Annotated in this window: 16 protein-coding genes; 6 read left to right on the top strand and 10 right to left on the bottom strand. The window is 67.8% G+C overall.

Annotation, left to right across the window (positions count from 1 at the left end):
* Nucleotides 1–19: 19 nt before the first annotated feature.
* Genes ccoS through ccoN form a run of 7 tightly spaced genes read right to left on the bottom strand, consistent with a single transcriptional unit; the run spans nt 20 to nt 5918 of the window.
* Nucleotides 20–214, bottom strand: coding sequence for a cbb3-type cytochrome oxidase assembly protein CcoS (ccoS, locus tag IMW82_RS03805; RefSeq protein ID WP_211003889.1), 195 nt, complete (start codon nt 212–214; stop codon nt 20–22).
* The gene (locus tag IMW82_RS03800; RefSeq protein WP_211003888.1) at nt 211–2469 is read right to left on the bottom strand and encodes a heavy metal translocating P-type ATPase; all 2259 of its coding nucleotides are present in this window, start codon (nt 2467–2469) and stop codon (nt 211–213) included. The genes ccoS and IMW82_RS03800 overlap by 4 nt, the downstream gene beginning before the upstream one ends.
* Nucleotides 2466–2705, bottom strand: coding sequence for a hypothetical protein (locus IMW82_RS03795; protein ID WP_108472933.1), 240 nt, complete (start codon nt 2703–2705; stop codon nt 2466–2468). The genes IMW82_RS03800 and IMW82_RS03795 overlap by 4 nt, the downstream gene beginning before the upstream one ends.
* Nucleotides 2689–3597 carry a cytochrome-c oxidase, cbb3-type subunit III gene (gene ccoP, locus IMW82_RS03790; RefSeq protein ID WP_211003887.1) on the bottom strand — a complete coding sequence of 303 codons (909 nt, stop codon included), beginning with the start codon at nt 3595–3597 and terminating at the stop codon, nt 2689–2691. Before ccoP ends, IMW82_RS03795 begins: the two co-directional genes overlap by 17 nt.
* The gene (locus tag IMW82_RS03785) at nt 3594–3782 is read right to left on the bottom strand and encodes a cbb3-type cytochrome c oxidase subunit 3 (RefSeq protein ID WP_108472931.1); all 189 of its coding nucleotides are present in this window, start codon (nt 3780–3782) and stop codon (nt 3594–3596) included. Before IMW82_RS03785 ends, ccoP begins: the two co-directional genes overlap by 4 nt.
* Nucleotides 3779–4438, bottom strand: coding sequence for a cytochrome-c oxidase, cbb3-type subunit II (gene ccoO, locus IMW82_RS03780; RefSeq protein ID WP_108472930.1), 660 nt, complete (start codon nt 4436–4438; stop codon nt 3779–3781). The genes IMW82_RS03785 and ccoO overlap by 4 nt, the downstream gene beginning before the upstream one ends.
* A gap of 13 nt (nt 4439–4451) precedes the next feature.
* Entirely contained in the window at nt 4452–5918 is a 1467-nt protein-coding gene (gene ccoN / locus IMW82_RS03775; RefSeq protein ID WP_108472929.1) for a cytochrome-c oxidase, cbb3-type subunit I, read from the bottom strand.
* 229 nt (nt 5919–6147) lie between these two features.
* Between ccoN and ispG the strand changes: the two genes are divergently transcribed.
* Nucleotides 6148–7407, top strand: coding sequence for a flavodoxin-dependent (E)-4-hydroxy-3-methylbut-2-enyl-diphosphate synthase (gene ispG / locus IMW82_RS03770; protein WP_211003886.1), 1260 nt, complete (start codon nt 6148–6150; stop codon nt 7405–7407).
* A gap of 4 nt (nt 7408–7411) precedes the next feature.
* On the opposite strand, the gene aat is transcribed toward ispG, so the two are convergent.
* The 3 genes from aat to trxB all read right to left on the bottom strand — a co-directional run bounded on the left by aat (nt 7412) and on the right by trxB (nt 10322).
* Nucleotides 7412–8140 carry a leucyl/phenylalanyl-tRNA--protein transferase gene (gene aat / locus IMW82_RS03765; RefSeq protein WP_108472927.1) on the bottom strand — a complete coding sequence of 243 codons (729 nt, stop codon included), beginning with the start codon at nt 8138–8140 and terminating at the stop codon, nt 7412–7414.
* Complete coding sequence (locus IMW82_RS03760; RefSeq protein ID WP_108472995.1) at nt 8137–9282, bottom strand: GNAT family N-acetyltransferase; 1146 nt, start codon at nt 9280–9282, stop codon at nt 8137–8139. Before IMW82_RS03760 ends, aat begins: the two co-directional genes overlap by 4 nt.
* A 77-nt stretch (nt 9283–9359) precedes the next feature.
* Nucleotides 9360–10322 (bottom strand): thioredoxin-disulfide reductase, encoded by a 963-nt coding sequence (trxB, locus tag IMW82_RS03755; RefSeq protein WP_108472926.1) that lies wholly within the window; start codon nt 10320–10322, stop codon nt 9360–9362.
* A 216-nt stretch (nt 10323–10538) separates the two neighbouring features.
* Here trxB and ald point away from each other — a divergent pair, with 216 nt between their 5' ends.
* The 5 genes from ald to IMW82_RS03730 all read left to right on the top strand — a co-directional run bounded on the left by ald (nt 10539) and on the right by IMW82_RS03730 (nt 16924).
* Complete coding sequence (ald, locus tag IMW82_RS03750) at nt 10539–11603, top strand: alanine dehydrogenase (RefSeq protein ID WP_108472925.1); 1065 nt, start codon at nt 10539–10541, stop codon at nt 11601–11603.
* A gap of 26 nt (nt 11604–11629) precedes the next feature.
* Nucleotides 11630–13954, top strand: a complete 2325-nt coding sequence (locus IMW82_RS03745; RefSeq protein ID WP_108472924.1) for a DNA translocase FtsK — start codon at nt 11630–11632, stop codon at nt 13952–13954.
* 156 nt (nt 13955–14110) lie between these two features.
* The gene (lolA, locus tag IMW82_RS03740; RefSeq protein WP_108472923.1) at nt 14111–14776 is read left to right on the top strand and encodes an outer membrane lipoprotein chaperone LolA; all 666 of its coding nucleotides are present in this window, start codon (nt 14111–14113) and stop codon (nt 14774–14776) included.
* Nucleotides 14777–14783: 7 nt separating this feature from the next.
* Entirely contained in the window at nt 14784–15476 is a 693-nt protein-coding gene (locus tag IMW82_RS03735) for a YoaK family protein (RefSeq protein WP_108472922.1), read from the top strand.
* 110 nt (nt 15477–15586) lie between these two features.
* Entirely contained in the window at nt 15587–16924 is a 1338-nt protein-coding gene (locus IMW82_RS03730; RefSeq protein ID WP_108472921.1) for a replication-associated recombination protein A, read from the top strand.
* The last annotated feature ends 3 nt before the right edge of the window (nt 16925–16927 follow it).

Here is a 16927-nt window from a genome sequence, read left to right as displayed (position 1 = left end):
TGGCGGGCAGTGCCCGCCCTTATGGTGGCGTGGCGGAATCGCTTTCGGAGGTTTCCGCCGGTGGCACCGGCTCGGGCTGGTCGTCCATCAGCGGCAGTTGCGCAGGGCTGTCCAGGTCGTCGAACTGCTGGTGGTTGACCGCCCAGAAGAACAGCCGCACGGCCACGATCAGGATGACCAGGGTTACCGGAATCAGTACCAGCAGGATGTTCATGCCGGCAACTCGCGTGCGCCGGTTGCCGGGCCGGAGCGTTCGTCCGAAGTCGCTTCCCGGCTGCCCACGCGCAGTGCGTTCAGCACCACCACCAGCGAACTGAGCGACATGCCGATGCCGGCCAGCCATGGCGGTACCAGGCCGAATGCCGCAAACGGCACCGCGCACAGGTTGTAGGCCAGCGCCCAGCGGCGGCTCTGCGCGGTGATCTGCTGCAGCTGGCAGGCGATCGCGCGTGCGTCGACCAGTCCGCTCAGCCGTCCATCCAGCAGCAACAGGTCGGCATGGGCCTGGGCCAGCTCGGTGCCGGAGGCCAGCGCCGCCGAGACATCGGCACCAGCCAGCAGCGGTGCGTCGTTGCTGCCGTCGCCGACGGCCAGCGTGGTATGTCCCTTGGCGTGCGCGGCCTGCAGGCGTTCGAGTTTGTCCGCGGGCGATTGCCGTGCATGCCAGTCGGCGATGCCGAGGCGATCAGCCACCGCCGCCACGCGACTGGCGGCATCGCCGCTGGCCATGCTGGTCGCGATGCCGTCGGCGCGCAGGAAGTCGAGCATGCGGCGGGCATCGGCGCGCGGCTGTTCGTCGAGATGGAAGGTAGCGATGGCACCCTCAGTATCGGCCAGCAGCAAGGCATCGCTGATGCCGGAGGGAATCGCCTGGCCACTCGGGGCCAGGGCAAAGTCAGCCCGCCCCAGCCACAACGGGCGACCCGCCACTTCGCCGCAGATGCCGGCAGCGGCAGCCACCTGTACCGATTGCGCCTGCAGTGGCAGCGCCTGCTGGCGTGCCGTGTCGGCCAGCGCACGGGCCAGCGGGTGCGAGCTTTCATGCGCCAGCGCGGCCGCCAGTTGCAGCACCTGCTCGACGCTGTCGCCACGCAAGGGCTCGACCGCGTGGCGGTCCAGTTGCGGCACGGTCAGCGTGCCGGTCTTGTCGAACATCGCGTAGTCGACCGCGGCCAACTGGCCGAGTGCCTCGCCGTGGGTGACCAGCACGCCGCGACCGGCCAGCACGCCCAGTGCCCGGGTCAGCGTGGCCGGGCGGGTGAGTGCGAACGCACAGGGGCAGGCGACGACCAGCACCGCCACTGCCGCGTCGAAAGCGCGCGCGGGATCGACCAGCGACCAGCCGAGTGCGGTGAGTACGGTTAGCCCCAGCACGCGGGCGACGAAGCGGCCGACCTCGCGATCGCTGGCGGCGCTAAGCACGCGTGCCTGCCGCGCGCGCGTGGCCAGTTCACCCAGTCGCGCCACGGTGGTGGAGTTGCCGCTGTGCTCCACGATCAGTTCGGCCGGGCCGGACAACAGCACGCTGCCGGCGATCAGCTGGTCGCCGCGCACGCGTCGCACCGGTCGCGACTCGCCCGACAGCAGCGCTTCATCCACCCGGACGTCCGCGCTCTGCAGCACGCCGTCGGCGGGCACCCGGGTGCCTTCGGCGATGTGCACGCGGTCGCCGGACAGCAGGGTCATCGCCGGCACCGTTTCCAGTTCGCCATCGGCACGACGGCGTTGCGCCAGCAGCGGCGCGGTGTCGATCACCGCATCGCCCATCGCGCCGCTGCGGTGGCGCGAGCGCAGTTCCAGGTAGCGCCCGCCCAGCAGCAGGAACACGAACATGGTCACCGAATCGAAATAGATCTCGCCGCTGCCGCGCAGGGTGTTGATCATGCTGGCCAGGAACACCAGGGCCACCGCCAGCGCGACCGGCAGGTTGATGCCGAGCCGGCGCTCGCGCAGTTCCTGCAGCGCACCGCGGAAGAACGGCATGGCCGAGTAGAACACCACCGGCACGCTGGTCAGCAGGCCGAGCCAGCGGAACAGGTTGCGCGTGCTGAAATCGACGAAGTCGACCACGCCGATATAGATGACGAACGCATAGGTCATCACCTGCATCGCGCACATGCCGGCCACCAGCAGGCGCTTCAGCGCGTCGTGCTGTTCCTGCGCGCGGGCATCGTCGATGCTGTCGTGCTGCAGCGGTTGCGCCGGGCAACCGGCGGCGGCGAAATTCGCCAGCAGGGTCGGCAAGGGCGTACGGCCGACATCCAGCACCACCCGCACCCGGCGCGCCGGGCGATCGATGGCAACGCGCTGCACGCCGGGCAGTGAGCGGATCAGTTGTTCCAGTTGCAGGACCTGGCGGGCATCGGTCAGCGCCTCGACCGAGAGTGCGATCTCGCTGCAACCGTCGCGGCGGGGGCGCAGTACCTGCGCGGCGAGTTGCGGATGGGCCCACGCCGCGTAGCTGTTCATGGCGGTGGGTCAGTCGACGGTCTGGGTGCCGGGCGGGCGCTGCTGTGTGCACTGACCGGCACGCCAAACACGGTGTGCGCGGTATCCAGTGGCGTGTCGGCGTAGCGGTTGCCGACCACGATCAGCCAGATGCAGCCGGCCATCGACGCCACGAAGACGAACACGCCCAGCCACGCGATCGGTTGCCGATACCACGCCGATCCGTGCCGGGCCGAAGGTTCATTGCCTGCTTTCATCGACCGGGTGCGACAGCTGGTAGACATAGGCGGCGACCACATGGATCTGGTCGTCGTTCAGACGCGGGCTCCATGCCGGCATGTGGCCCTGGCGTCCTTCGCCGATGGTCTTCTCGATGTCGGCCACGGTACCGCCGTGCAGCCAGATCTTGTCGGTGAGGTTGGGTGCACCGAGTGCCTGATTGCCCTTGCCTTCGGCACCATGGCACGCCGCGCAGGTAGCAAACAGCGGCTGGCCGGCGGCGGCCTTGGTCGCGTCGTGCGGCGAGCCGGACAGGCTCAGCACGTACTGCGCCAGATTCTTCACGTTGTCCGCGCCCAGGCTGGCCCACGGCGGCATGACGCCGCTGCGGCCGTCGTGGATCGAGGTGGTGATGTCGCTGCCGCTGCCGCCGTAGAGCCAGTCGTTGTCGGTGAGGTTGGGCGCACCGAGCAGCATGTTGCCCTTGCCGCTGCGCTGATGGCAGGCGGCGCAGTTGTCCTCGAACAACACCTTGCCCATCGCCAGCGCTTCCGGATCGCCGGCCAGCTTTTCCACCGGGTACAGGCGGAAGCGTTCCAGCAGTGGTTCGAGCCTGGCGTTGTTGGCGGCCTGGTCACGCTGCAGCTGGCCGTGCGAGGTCCAGTTCAGCGCACCCTTGTGGTTGCCGAAACCCGGGTACAGGTAGAGGTAGGCGAAGCCGGCCACGAACATGCTGGCAGAAAACACCACCCACCACGTCGGCAACCGGCGCACGCCTTCGCGCAGCACGCCGTGCGCCCACACATGGCCGCTGGTGCCGTCGGGCAGGGTCGGTATCTTCGCGCGCGGACCCCACAGGAACAGGAACAGCGTGATGCCCATGTTGAGCACCACCAGGAACATCACCCATAACGACCAGCCACTGCTCATGGGCGATTCTCCTTCGTGCGGCCATCGGTTTCCGGCTCATCTTCCAGTGGCAGGTGCGCCATGCGGTTGAAGGTCGGTTTGTGATATTTGCGCCAGGCCCAGATCCAGATGCCGATGAAACTGATCATCATCAGCACGATGAATACGCCGGCGACATGGCCCCAGATCGGGTTGATCGGTGTCATGGCGCGCCTCCGTCACTGGCCGCGGCATTGGCGGCCGCCGTCGAGACCGGTTCATTCTTGATGCCCAGCCCCTGCAGGTAGGCGATCAGCGCGTCCAGCTCGGTCTTGCCTTCCACGGCGGCGGGGGCGCCGGCGATCTCGGCGTCGGTGTACGGGTCGCCCAGCCGGCGCAGCGTGCGCATGCGCGCCTGCACGTCGGCCGCATCGATCTTGTTGTGCGCCAGCCACGGATAGCCGGGCATGTTGGATTGCGGCACCACCTGGCGCGGGTCCATCAGATGCATGCGCTGCCAGTCGTCGGAGTACTTGCCGCCCACTCGCGCCAGGTCCGGGCCGGTGCGCTTGGAGCCCCACTGGAACGGGCGGTCGTAGACCGATTCCGCCGCGGTGGAGTAATGGCCGTAGCGCTCGGTCTCGAAGCGCAGCGCACGGATCATCTGCGAATGGCACAGGTAGCAGCCCTCGCGCACGTAGACGTCCTTGCCGATCAGTCGCAGCGGGTCGTACGGCTGCACGCCCGGCGGCGCCTTCACCGAATGCGCCTCCATGAACAGCGGGGTGATTTCGGCCAGGCCGCCCAGCGAGACCATGATCGCGATCAGGACGCCGAGCAGGCCGACGTGTTTCTCGATTGCTTCGAAATGCTTGTAAGCCATGATGACGTGTTCCTCAGCCGACGGCCGGCAGTGGCGCGGGTACCTGGTGCGGTACCGGCTCGGGGATGGGAACCGGGATCGGCTTGATCAGCCGCGCGCGCGCGTCCGCCGCCGTGTGCCACAGGTTCCAGGCCATCACCCACATGCCCGACAGGATGCATACGCCACCCAGCCAGCGGATGAGGTACATCGGCTTGATCGCGATCAGGCTGTCCAGGAAGCCGTAGGTGAGCGCGCCATCCGGGTTGGTGGCGCGCCACATCAGGCCTTCGGTGACGCCGGCCGTCCACATCGAGCCGATGTAGAGCAGGGTGCCGATGATGTGCAGCCAGAAGTGCAGCTCCATGCTCTTGTGCGAATACATCTCCGGCCGGCCCAGCGCACGCGGCGCCATCGCGTACAGCGAGCCGATGGTGATCATCGCGACCCAGCCGAGCGAGCCGGAATGCACGTGGGCGATCGTCCAGTCGGTGTAGTGCGACAGCGAGTTGACCGTCTTGACCGCCATCATCGAGCCTTCGAACGTGGCGGCGCCGTAGAACACCAGCGACATCACCATGAACTTGGCCGCCGGGTCGGTCTTCAGCTTGTGCCACGAACCGTTGAAGGTGAGCAGCCCGTTCGCCGCCGAACCCAAACTCGGCATCAGCAGCACCAGCGAGAACGCCATGCCGACCGACTGCACCCAGTCCGGCAGCGCGGTGTACATCAGGTGGTGCGCGCCGGCCCACATGTAGACCGAGATCAGCGCCCAGAAATTGACGATCGAGAAGCGGTAGCTCCACAGCGGCTGCTGGGCCTGCCGCGGCACGAAGTAATACATCATGCCGAGGAAGCCGGCGGTCAGGAAGAACGCCACCGCGTTGTGGCCGTACCACCACTGCACCATCGCATCGACCACGCCCGAATAGATCGAGTACGACTTGGTCAGCGAGACCGGAATGGCGAGGTTGTTGACGATGTGCAGCAGGCCGACGGCGATGATGAAGGCGCCGTAGTACCAGTTCGCCACGTAGATGTGCTTGATGCGCCGGCGCGCCAGGCTGCCGAAGAACACCACGCCGAAACTGACCCAGACCACCGCGATCAGGATGTCGATGAACCATTCCGGCTCGGCGTATTCCTTGCTCTGGGTGAGCCCCAGCGGCATCGTGGTCATGGCCAGCACGCAGACCAGTTGCCAGCCCCAGAACGTGAACCCGGCCAGTTTGGTGAAGGCCAGCCGGGCGTGCCCGGTACGCTGCACCACGTAGTAGCAGGTGCCCATCAGCGCCGAACCGCCGAAGGCGAAGATCACGCCGAACGTATGATCGGGGCGCAGCCGGCTGAAGGTGATCCATGGCAAGTTGAAATTGAGCGCCGGCCACATCAGCTCGGCGGCGATGTACACGCCGACCGACATGCCGATGATGCCCCATACGGCGGCGGCCAACAGGAACTGGCGCACGACCCTGTCGTTGTAATACTCGGTGTTCGGCATGGGGTTTCCCGGCTGGATAACTGGCGAATTCTAAGGCAAGAATGCGACGCCACCTTGACCACGATCAAGTCGCTGCGGCAATCCGTCCACGTGCAAAAAAGACAGGAATGGGCTACCTCCGCCCCCGCAGGCACCAGCGTGCGCTGATTTGTCGCAAGAGGGCAAGCCTGATCGGTTATTCTTGTCGCCATCGCCGCGAGCTTTCGCGACCTGTATTCCGGTTGATTCCATGAGTGAGCTTGCTGCACAGAAACCGCGTCCGGCCGCGCCGGCGCTACGCCGGCCCAGCGTGGCCGTGCAGATCGGCAAGGTGATGGTGGGTGGCGGCGCGCCGGTGGTGGTGCAGTCGATGACCAACACCGACACCGAGGACCCGGCCAGCACCGCGAAACAGATTGCCGAGCTGGCCCGTGCCGGCTCCGAGCTGGTGCGCATCACGGTCAACACGCCGGCCGCCGCCGCCGCGGTGCCGCGCATCGCCGAGCGGCTGGCGATGATGGGGGTGGAGGTGCCGATCGTGGGCGACTTCCACTACAACGGCCACCAGCTGCTGGAGCGCGAGCCGGCCTGCGCCGAGGCGCTGGCGAAGTACCGCATCAACCCCGGCAACGTCGGCTTCGGCAAGAAGAAGGACAGCCAGTTCGGCGCGATCATCGAGAAGGCGATCCAGTACGGCAAGCCGGTGCGCATCGGTGCGAACTGGGGCTCGCTGGACCAGGGCATGCTGACCGCGCTGATGGACGAGAACGCGCGCCGCGCCGAGCCGTGGGACGCCTCGCACGTGGCCCGCGAGGCGCTGATCCGTTCGGCGCTGGATTCGGCCGTGCTGGCCGAGAAGATCGGCTTGCCGCGCGAGCGCATCATCTTGTCGTGCAAGGTCTCCGGCGTGCAGGAACTGATCGCGGTGTACCGCGACCTGGCCGCGCGCTGCGACTACGCGCTGCACCTGGGTCTGACCGAGGCCGGCATGGGTTCAAAGGGCATCACTGCATCCAGCGCCGCGCTCGCCGTGCTGCTGCAGGAAGGCATCGGCGACACCATCCGCATCTCGCTCACGCCGGAGCCGGGTGCCTCGCGCACCGGCGAGGTGATCGTGGCGCAGGAACTGCTGCAGACCATGGGCCTGCGCTCGTTCACGCCGCTGGTCACCGCCTGCCCGGGTTGCGGGCGCACCACCAGCGAGTTCTTCCAGGTACTCGCCAAGACCGTGCAGGAACATGTGCGCGAGCAGATGCCGGTGTGGCGGATCAAGTACGACGGCGTGGAGAACCTCACCCTGGCGGTGATGGGCTGCATCGTCAACGGCCCGGGCGAATCCAAGCACGCCAACATCGGCATCTCGCTGCCGGGCAACGGCGAGGCGCCGGCGGCACCGGTGTTCATCGACGGCGAGAAGGCGATGACCCTGCGCGGCGACAACATCGCGAACGAGTTCGTGGGCATCCTCGACGATTACGTGGCGCGCAAGTACACCGCGCGGGCCGGCTGACAGCTCAGCCGCCGGCGGCAGGCTGCAGCAGGCGCGGCGTGAAGGCGGCCCAGCTGCCGACCAGCCCGGGCATCTGGCCGAGCCGCGCAGCCTGCCGCAGGAACTCCACGCGCGGCATCTCGATCGCGCCCAGGCCCAGCGTATGCGAGTTGCTGACCTGGGCGTCGATCAGCGGAAAATCCATGTCGCGCAGCAGGTGCGCCAGCGCGGCCAGGGCGAGCTTGGAGCCGCCGCTTTCTGCACTGAACATCGATTCGCCGCAGAACAGCCGGCCGATGGCCACCCCGTAGATGCCGCCGACCAGGCGCTCGCCGTCCCAGACTTCGACGCTGTGCGCATGGCCGAGCCGGTGCAGTTGCCGATAGGCGTCGATCATCGCCGGCACCAGCCAGGTGCCGGAGTCGTTGGCGCGCGGCGCGGCGCAGGCGCAGATGACCTGCTCGAACGCGTGGTCCACGCTGAGTCGCCACGGCTTGCCCCTGAGCTGGCGGCGCAGGCTGCGGTTGATCCGCGGGGTTTCGGTACGGAACACGCAACGCGGATCGGGCGACCACCACAGGATCGGTTCATGCTCGCCGAACCACGGGAAGATGCCGAGGCTGTACGCGGCCAGCAGCCGCTGCGGCGACAGGTCGCCACCGACCGCGAGCAGGCCGTTCGGTTCGGCCAGCGCCTGGCGCGGATCGGGAAAGCGGTCCCAGGCTTCGGCATCCAGCAGCGGCAGCCGGTTCATCGTTCGACCTTGCCGTGTTCGGCATAGGGGCTGTGGTCTTGCAGCTCGTTGGCATAAGCGTCGACCGCTTCGGCCTCGCTGGCAAGCGCCGTGGCTACTGCGGCGCGGAAACCGGGGTTCGCCAGGTAGTGGCGCGAGTGCGTGCGCACCGGCAGGAAGCCGCGTGCCAGCTTGTGTTCGCCCTGCGCACCGGGTTCGAAGCGGTCGAGCCGGTGCGCGATCGCGTATTCGATGCCGCGGTAGTAACACAGCTCGAAATGCAGGCCGGACACGTCCGTCGACGCGCCCCAGTAGCGGCCGTACAGCACGTTGCCGCCCTGCACGAACAGCGCCATCGCCACGATGGCTGCGCCAGCACGGGCCAGTGCGAGCTGAACGGTCGACCCCAGCGTGCCGAGCCGCTGGAAGAACGCGGCGGTCAGCGCCGCGTGGTTGCCCTTCATGTCGAAGGTGGCTTCGTACAGCGCATGCACGCGCTGCCACTCATCGGGGCCGAGCGTGTCGCCGCTGCGCCACTCGATGGCCAGTCCGCTCGCCACCACCTGGCGGCGTTCGTGCAGGATGTTCTTGCGCTTCTTGTGGCTGAGCGCGGCGAGGAAGTCCGGGAAGTGGCGGTAACCGCGGTTGTGCCAGTGGAACTGCACGTCCGAGCGAGCCAGCCAGTCGTCGCCGAACGCGGCCAGTTCGGCGCCCTGCAGGAAGTTCGCGTGCACCGACGACAGGCCCAGCCGCTCGGCTTCGCCGCGCATCGCCTCGACCAGTTCGCGCTGCAGCGACGGCGTGCGCGCGTCATGGCCGGCCAGCAGGCGTGGCCCGGGCACGGGCGAGTAGGGCACGCCGTTGAGCAGCTTCGGATAGTACTCGCCACCGGCGCGCTCCCAGGCGCGCGCCCAGCTCCAGTCGAACACGAACTCGCCGTGCGAGTTACCCTTCAGGTACAGCGGCGCGGCGGCCAGCAGTCGGCCGTCTTCGTACAGTCCCAGGTGATGCGCCTGCCAGCCCCAGTCGGGACGGATGCAGCCACTGCGTTCCAGCGCGTGCAGGAACGCGTGCGACACGAACGGGTTCGCCTCGGCGCGCAGGGCGTCCCATTCCGCGGCAGGCAGTTCGGCGATCGCGTCGTGGAAGCGGATCTCGTGCATGGCCATGCAGTGTGGAACGAGCGGTACGGTTCATGCCACCGCTCATTCCTCACTCCTTTCCACTCAGTCCTGCTTCATCAGCCCGCCGGCGTCTGCTGGTCCAGCCAGCGTTCGGCGTCCAGCGCGGCCATGCAGCCGAAGCCGGCCGAGGTGACCGCCTGGCGGTAGATGTGGTCGGCCACGTCGCCGGCGGCGAACACGCCGGGCACCGAGGTCATCGTGGCCATGCCGTGCTGGCCGCTGTGGATCTTGATGTAGCCGTCGTGCATGTCGAGCTGCCCTTCGAAGATGCCGGTGTTCGGCGTGTGGCCGATCGCCACGAAGAAGCCGGTGGCGGCGATGTCGCGGGTGACGCCGGAGTTGACGTCCTTCACGCGCACGCCGGTGACGCCGGTGTGGTCGCCCAGCACCTCGTCGATGGTGTGGTTCCAGACCAGCTCGATCTTGCCGGCGGCGGCCTTCTCGAACAGCTTGTCCTGCATGATCTTCTCGGCGCGCAGCTTGTCGCGGCGGTGCACCAGGTAGACCTTGCGGCCGATGTTGGCCAGGTACAGCGCTTCCTCGACCGCGGTGTTGCCGCCGCCGATCACCACCACGTCCTGGTCGCGGAAGAAGAAGCCGTCGCAAGTGGCGCAGGCGGACACGCCCTTGCCCTTGAACTTCTCCTCGCTGGCGATGCCGAGGTATTTGGCGGTGGCGCCGGTGGCGATGATCATCGCGTCGGCGGTGTACTCGCCGGAGTCGCCCTTGAGCCGGAACGGGCGCTGCTTCAGGTCCACCGTGTGGATGTGGTCGAAGATCATCTCGGTGTGGAAGCGCTCGGCGTGCTCGGCCATGCGCTGCATCAGCGCCGGACCCTGCAGGCCCTCGACGTCGCCCGGCCAGTTGTCCACGTCGGTGGTGGTCATCAGCTGGCCGCCCTGCTGCAGGCCGGTGATCATGGTCGGCTTGAGGTTGGCGCGGGCGGCGTACACCGCGGCGGTGTAGCCGGCGGGGCCGGAGCCAAGGATCAGCAGGCGGCTGTGTTTGGGGGTGCTCATGGTGGTTATAATCCTTGGGTTTTCGGGTGACTTGAGTGGCTATTCGCTCCAGCTCCTGCGGCCGTTTCCTTTCGGGACGCAGCAGGTGATGACGATGGAGCACACGACCCCGGAAGAATGGGGAATACGCGGCACCGATTCAAGGCATCGGCTGATCGGCGGCACGACCGCGTCGGTGGCGCGATGGGTTCAACCTTTCACAGGACACCATATTCCATGCGCATCGGCATTCCCTCCGAAACCAAGACGATGGAAGGGCGTGTTGCCCTGATTCCCGCCGCCGCCGCCGACCTGGTGCGCCGCGGCCATGACGTATTCATCCAGTCCGGCGCCGGCCTGAAAAGCGGCTTTGCCGACGAAGCCTATGCCCGGGAAGGGATTACGGTGGTGGCGGATGCCGCCGCGCTGTACGCGGCTGGCGAGCTGATCGTCAAGGTGAAGGAGCCGGTCACCGGCGACCTGGCCCTGCTGCAGAAGCACCACCTGCTGTTCTGCTACCTGCACCTGGCCGCCGAACCCGCGCTGACCCGCCGCCTGCTCGACATCGGCCTCACCGCCGTGGCGTTCGAGTCGGTGACCGAGAACGGCATGCTGCCGCTGCTGCTGCCGATGTCGGTGATCGCCGGCCGCATCGCCACCCAGCTCGGCACCACGCTGCTGCATCGCCCGCAGGGCGGCAAGGGCAAGCTGCTCGGCGGCATGGCGTCCACCCCGCGTGGCAAGGTGGTGGTGCTCGGTGCCGGTGCCGCCGGTGGCAACGCCGCGGCGCTGGCCGCGGCTGCCGGCGCCAACGTGGTGGTGTTCGACAAGCGCCACGACCGCCTCGCCGAGATGATGGCGATGGGCAACAACGTCACCGCGCTGTACGCCTACGAGTCGTCGGTGGCCGAGGAAGTGCGCGATGCCGACATCGTGGTCGGCGCGGTGCTGATCCCCAGCGCCCGGGCGCCGCACGTGGTCACCGAGGCGATGGTGAAGACGATGGAGCCGGGCAGCGTGCTGGTGGATATCGCGATCGACCAGGGCGGCTGCTTCGAGACATCGCATCCGACCACCTGGGAGAAACCCACCTACGACGTGCACGGCGTCACCCATTTCTGCGTGACCAACATGCCGGGCGCGGTGCCGCAGACCTCGTCGCTGGCGATCTCCGCCGCGATCCTGCCGTACGTGCAGCGCCTGGCCGCGGGCAGCGAGTGGCGCCAGTTCGCCCCGCTGAATAGCGGCATCAACGTCGACGGCGGCAAGCTGGTGCACCCCGCGCTGCAAGGTATGCTCTGACCTTGGGCAGGAAAGGAATACCAGGCGTGGCGCGCAGCACGAATGTCAGACAATCACCGAAACAAGGCCTCAGCGAGGAGCTGAAGCGCCGGCTGCGCGAAGCCGGGGCCCTGCTGCTGCTGCCGCTGGCGCTGTACCTGCTGGTGTGCCTGTTCAGCTACAACCCGCACGACCCCAGCTGGACCAACGCCGGCCAGCTGGAACACGCGCGCAATTTCGGCGGCACCGTGGGTGCCTACATCGCCGACCTGCTGCGCTGGATCTTCGGCCTGGTCGCCTACTGTTTCCCGCTGTTGCTGCTGTTGCTGGGCGTGCAGGTGCTGCGCCAGCGCGGCGAGCAGGTGGTGCATCCGTGGGAACCGGCGTTGCGGCTGGTCGGCTTCGTGTTTTTCTTCATCACCGGCCCGGCGCTGCTGTACCTCAATTTCCACGACGAGCCGGTGCTGCCGCAGGGCGTGGGCGGCATCATCGGCGTGTGGGTCGGCGACGCTCTGCTCAGCGCGTTCGGCGCCAAGGGCGCGCCGCTGCTGTTGCTGGCGCTGTTCCTGATCGCGGTGACCCTGGCCACCGGCCTGTCCTGGTTCAAGGTGATGGACTGGACCGGGCATGGCGTGCTGAAGCTGGTCGACTGGCTCAAGGGCAAGCTGCGCGAGGCGCCGCAGGCACTGGCCGCGCGGCAGGCGCGTACCGAGCGCGAAGTGGTGAAGAAAGCCGACGCGGTGCGCCAGGCCAAGCGCGAGCCGGTGCGCATCGAGGCGCCGCCGGCGCCGGTGACCAAGAGCGAACGCGCGAAGCTCGAAACGCAGATTCCGCTGTTCGTCGGCGCAGCCGCGCCGGGCGAACTGCCGCCGTTGTCGCTGCTGGACGAGGCACCGCCGCAGGGTCCGGGTTATTCCGAGGAAACCCTCGAGGTGCTCTCGCGCCAGGTCGAGTTCAAGCTGAAGGACTTCAAGATCGACGTGAAGGTGGTCGGCGCCTATCCGGGCCCGGTGATCACCCGCTTCGAGATGGAGCCGGCGCCGGGCATCCGCGGTTCGCAGGTGTCCAGCCTGGACAAGGACATTGCGCGCGGCCTGTCGGTGGTCAGCGTGCGCGTGGTCGATGTGATCCCCGGCAAGAACGTGATCGGCCTGGAGATCCCCAACACCCACAAGCAGATCGTGTATCTCTCCGAGATCCTGCGTTCGGACAAGTACGACCAGCAGAAATCGCCGCTGGCGCTGGCGCTGGGCAAAGACATCGGCGGCAAACCCGTCGTGGTCGACCTCGGCAAGATGCCGCATCTGCTGGTGGCCGGCACCACCGGTTCGGGCAAGTCGGTGGCGGTCAACGCGATGGTGCTGAGCCTGCTGTACAAGGCCAGCCCGAAAGACGTGCGGATGATCATGATCGACCCGAAGATGCTGGAGCTCTCGGTGTACGAGGGCATCCCGCACCTGCTGGCGCCGGTGGTTACCGACATGAAGGAAGCCGCCAACGCACTGCGCTGGTGCGTGGCCGAGATGGAACGCCGCTACAAGCTGATGGCTGCGGTGGGCGTGCGCAACCTGGCCGGCTTCAACAAGAAGGTGAAGGACGCCGAGAACGCCGGCCAGCCGCTGCTGGACCCGCTGTTCCGGCCGAATCCGGAGATGCCGAACCTCGCCGCCGAGCCGCTGGAACCGCTGCCGTACATCGTGGTGTTCATCGACGAATTCGCCGACATGATGATGATCGTCGGCAAGAAGGTGGAAGAACTCATTGCCCGCCTGGCGCAGAAGGCGCGCGCTGCCGGCGTGCACCTGATCCTGGCGACCCAGCGCCCGTCGGTGGACGTGATCACCGGCCTGATCAAGGCGAACATTCCCACCCGCATCGCGTTCCAGGTGTCCAGCAAGATCGACTCGCGCACGATTCTTGATCAGTCCGGGGCGGAGACGCTGCTCGGCTACGGCGACATGCTGTACCTGCCGCCGGGCACCGCCACGCCGGAACGCGTGCACGGCGCCTTCGTCGACGACCACGAGGTGCACCATGTGGTGGCCTGGCTGAAATCGCAGGGTGCGCCGAACTACATCGAGGGCGTGCTGGAGGAAGTCCAGGCCACCAGCGACGGCAAGTTCATCAACGACTCGGGCCTGCCGCAGGAAGGCGAAGAGGGCGGCGACGCGGATACGCAGCTGTACGACAAGGCCGTGGCGGTTGTCACGCAGACCCGTCGCGCCTCGATCTCCGGCGTGCAGCGGCACCTGCGCATCGGCTACAACCGCGCCGCGCGGCTGGTCGAACAGATGGAGCTGGATGGCGTGGTCAGCGCGCCCCAGCACAACGGCAACCGCGAGGTGCTGGCGCCGCCGCCGCCGAAGAATTGAGCCTTTGGCAGGGCGGGCATCGCCCGTCGGCTTCTGCTCTCCTCTCCGATGGGGTAAAAGCGGATGGGGTAAAAGCGGCGAGCAGTGCCCGCCCTACAGATCCATTAAGCCGATACGCTCCACAATTCACCGTCATCTTCACCTTCCGGGAATCCGATGAAACGCTTCATGCTTGTCCTGCCCGCCATCATGCTGGCGCTGTCGCTGGGCACCGTGGCGCAGGCGGCCACCGGCCCGGCGCGTGCGCGGCTGGACGCCTTCGCCAACGGCCTGCATTCGCTGACCGGCCACTTCAGCCAGACCCTCACCGACGTCAATGGCCATGCCAGCAAGACCAGTTCCGGCACGCTGGCGCTGCAGGCGCCGCGCCAGTTCCGCTGGGACACGCTGGCGCCGTACAAGCAGACCATCGTGGCCGACGGCAGCCGCGTGTGGCTGTACGACCCGGAGCTAGAGCAGGTCACCGTGCGCATCCAGTCGAGCGAGGAGGCGCACAGCCCGCTCACCGTGCTGACCGACCTCAAGCAGATGGACAAGGATTTCAAGGTGGTCGAGCAGGGCGAGCACGACGGCCTGCTCTGGCTGCGGCTCAGTTCCACCGGCAAGGACCCGCAGTTCGACCACGCCGACCTCGGCTTTGACGCCAACGGCCTGGCCCGCATGACGTTCCGCGACCAGCTCGGCTCCACCACCGAGATCCGTTTCTCCGACTGGCGGCGCAACGCGCCGGTTCCGCCGGCCACCTTCAACTTCGTGCCGCCGAAGGGCGCCGACGTGATCGGCGACGCGCCGGTCATCGACGTGCAGCCGCTGAAGGACTGATGCCGCCATGACCGTGCTGCGCAGGCTGCCGCGCTGGGCGTGGATCGGCGGCGGCATACTCGCCTTCATCGCCGGCATGGTCAACGCCGCCGGCTACATGGGTTTTCGCCACCAGTCGATCACCAACCTCACCGGCTCCACCAGTCTGCTCGGTATCGCGGTGGGCACCGGCGATGGCGGCGAGGCGTGGCACTGGCTGCTGTCGCTCGGTGCCTTCCTGGTCGGCGCGGTGCTCAGCGGCCTGATCGTGCAGCAGAACACGCTGAAGCTCGGCCGGCGCTACGGCGTGGCGCTGGCGCTGGAGTCGCTGCTGCTGTTCGCCGCGGTGCCGCTGCTGGACCAGGGCAGCTCGTACGGCCTGGACCTGGCCGCGATGGCGGCCGGGTTGCAGAACGGCATGGCCAGCACCTACAGCGGCATGGTGTTCCGCACCACCCATGTCTCGGGCATGTTCACCGACCTGGGCATCTATGTCGGTCAGCGCCTGCGCGGCCTGGAGGTGGACACCTTGCGCATCCGCGTCTGCCTGCTGGTGATCGGCAGCTTCACCTTCGGCAGCGGGGTGGGCGCGGTGCTGTTCCGCCAGCTGGGCGAGCGCACCCTGCTGATTCCGGCCACGCTCACCGGCCTGTGCGGCGTGGGCTACGGCATCTACCGCCAATACACGATAACGGCGGGAATTCGCCCCGACGAGGTGTGACCATCGCGCGGCTCGCGGCCGTCGTCGCCGACCAGGCATGCGCCAGCGCCTGTCCGGATAGCTCGCCTGCCACGCCATGGGGCAGCGGCGGCATGACGTATCATGTGGGCATGCCCCGTCCCGTTCCCACACCCGGCGCCGGCCTGTTCGCCGAACCCGACGCGCTCAAGCCGCTGGCCGAGCGCATGCGCCCGCGCAGCCTCGACGAAATCGTCGGCCAGCAGCGCCTGGTCGGCCCGGACAAGGCGCTGCGCCGCGCGCTGGAGGCCGGCAAGATCCACTCGATGGTGCTGTGGGGGCCGCCCGGCTGCGGCAAGACCACCCTGGCGCTGCTGGTGGCGCGTTACGCCGATGCGGATTTCCGCGCGATCTCCGCCGTGCTGTCCGGCCTGCCGGACGTGCGCAAGGCGCTGGCCGAGGCCGAGGTGAACTTCGCCCAGGGTCGACGCACCGTGCTGTTTGTCGACGAGGTGCACCGCTTCAACAAGACCCAGCAGGATGCGTTCCTGCCGCACATCGAACGCGGCGTGATCATCTTCATCGGCGCTACCACCGAGAACCCCTCGTTCGAACTGAACTCCGCGCTGCTCTCGCGCTGCCGCGTGCACGTGCTGGAACCGGTCTCGACCGACGACATCATCGCCGCGCTGAAGCGCGCGCTGGTCGACAGCGAGCGCGGCCTGGGCGAATTGCAGCTGCAGGTGTCCGACGAATCGCTCGACTCGATCGCCCAGGCCGCCGACGGCGACGTGCGCCGCGCGCTGACCCTGCTGGAAATCGCCGCCGAGCTGGCCGACGACCGCACCATCGACGAAGCCACCCTGGCCCAGGTGTTGGCCGACCGCACCCGTCGCTTCGACAAGCAGGGCGAGCAGTTCTACGACCAGATCTCGGCGCTGCACAAATCCGTGCGTTCGTCCGACCCCGACGCCGCGGTGTACTGGCTGTGCCGCATGCTCGACGGTGGCGTCGACCCGCTGTACCTGGCCCGCCGCATGACCCGCATGGCGGTGGAAGACGTTGGCCTGGCCGAGCCGCGCGCCTGGCGCATGGCGCTGGACGCGTGGGATACCTACGAGCGCCTGGGCAGCCCCGAAGGCGAACTCGGCCTGGCCCAGCTGGCGATCTGGCTGGCCATCGCGCCCAAGAGCAACGCCGCCTACATGGCCTACAACAGGGCCCGCGCCGCGGTGCGCCAGGGCGGCACGCTGGAAGTGCCGATGCACCTGCGCAACGCGCCAACCAAGCTGATGAAAGGCCTCGGCTACGGCAAGGGCTACCAGTACGACCACGACGCCGAAGGCGGCATCGCGCTGGACCAGCAATGCCTGCCCGATGAGCTGGTCGGCAGCGTGTTCTACGAGCCGGTCGAGCGCGGCCTGGAACTGCAGCTGCGCGAAAAGCTGCTGGCCCTGCGCGCCGCCCGCGAGAAAGCCCGCGGCAGATAATTC

The organism is Rhodanobacter sp. B2A1Ga4 (assembly GCF_018101315.1).
In the GTDB taxonomy this organism is placed as follows: Bacteria; Pseudomonadota; Gammaproteobacteria; order Xanthomonadales; family Rhodanobacteraceae; genus Rhodanobacter; species Rhodanobacter thiooxydans_A.
This window is presented reverse-complemented; position numbering and strand designations above follow the sequence as displayed.

Bases quoted from the DNA above. Each gene is read 5' to 3' on its own strand.
- ccoS (WP_211003889.1), bottom strand. From the start codon at position 214: ATGAACATCCTGCTGGTACTGATTCCGGTAACCCTGGTCATCCTGATC.
- IMW82_RS03800 (WP_211003888.1), bottom strand. From the start codon at position 2,469: ATGAACAGCTACGCGGCGTGGGCCCATCCGCAACTCGCCGCGCAGGTA.
- IMW82_RS03795 (WP_108472933.1), bottom strand. From the start codon at position 2,705: ATGAAAGCAGGCAATGAACCTTCGGCCCGGCACGGATCGGCGTGGTAT.
- ccoP (WP_211003887.1), bottom strand. From the start codon at position 3,597: ATGAGCAGTGGCTGGTCGTTATGGGTGATGTTCCTGGTGGTGCTCAAC.
- IMW82_RS03785 (WP_108472931.1), bottom strand. From the start codon at position 3,782: ATGACACCGATCAACCCGATCTGGGGCCATGTCGCCGGCGTATTCATC.
- ccoO (WP_108472930.1), bottom strand. From the start codon at position 4,438: ATGGCTTACAAGCATTTCGAAGCAATCGAGAAACACGTCGGCCTGCTC.
- ccoN (WP_108472929.1), bottom strand. From the start codon at position 5,918: ATGCCGAACACCGAGTATTACAACGACAGGGTCGTGCGCCAGTTCCTG.
- ispG (WP_211003886.1), top strand. From the start codon at position 6,148: ATGAGTGAGCTTGCTGCACAGAAACCGCGTCCGGCCGCGCCGGCGCTA.
- aat (WP_108472927.1), bottom strand. From the start codon at position 8,140: ATGAACCGGCTGCCGCTGCTGGATGCCGAAGCCTGGGACCGCTTTCCC.
- IMW82_RS03760 (WP_108472995.1), bottom strand. From the start codon at position 9,282: ATGCACGAGATCCGCTTCCACGACGCGATCGCCGAACTGCCTGCCGCG.
- trxB (WP_108472926.1), bottom strand. From the start codon at position 10,322: ATGAGCACCCCCAAACACAGCCGCCTGCTGATCCTTGGCTCCGGCCCC.
- ald (WP_108472925.1), top strand. From the start codon at position 10,539: ATGCGCATCGGCATTCCCTCCGAAACCAAGACGATGGAAGGGCGTGTT.
- lolA (WP_108472923.1), top strand. From the start codon at position 14,111: ATGAAACGCTTCATGCTTGTCCTGCCCGCCATCATGCTGGCGCTGTCG.
- IMW82_RS03735 (WP_108472922.1), top strand. From the start codon at position 14,784: ATGACCGTGCTGCGCAGGCTGCCGCGCTGGGCGTGGATCGGCGGCGGC.
- IMW82_RS03730 (WP_108472921.1), top strand. From the start codon at position 15,587: ATGCCCCGTCCCGTTCCCACACCCGGCGCCGGCCTGTTCGCCGAACCC.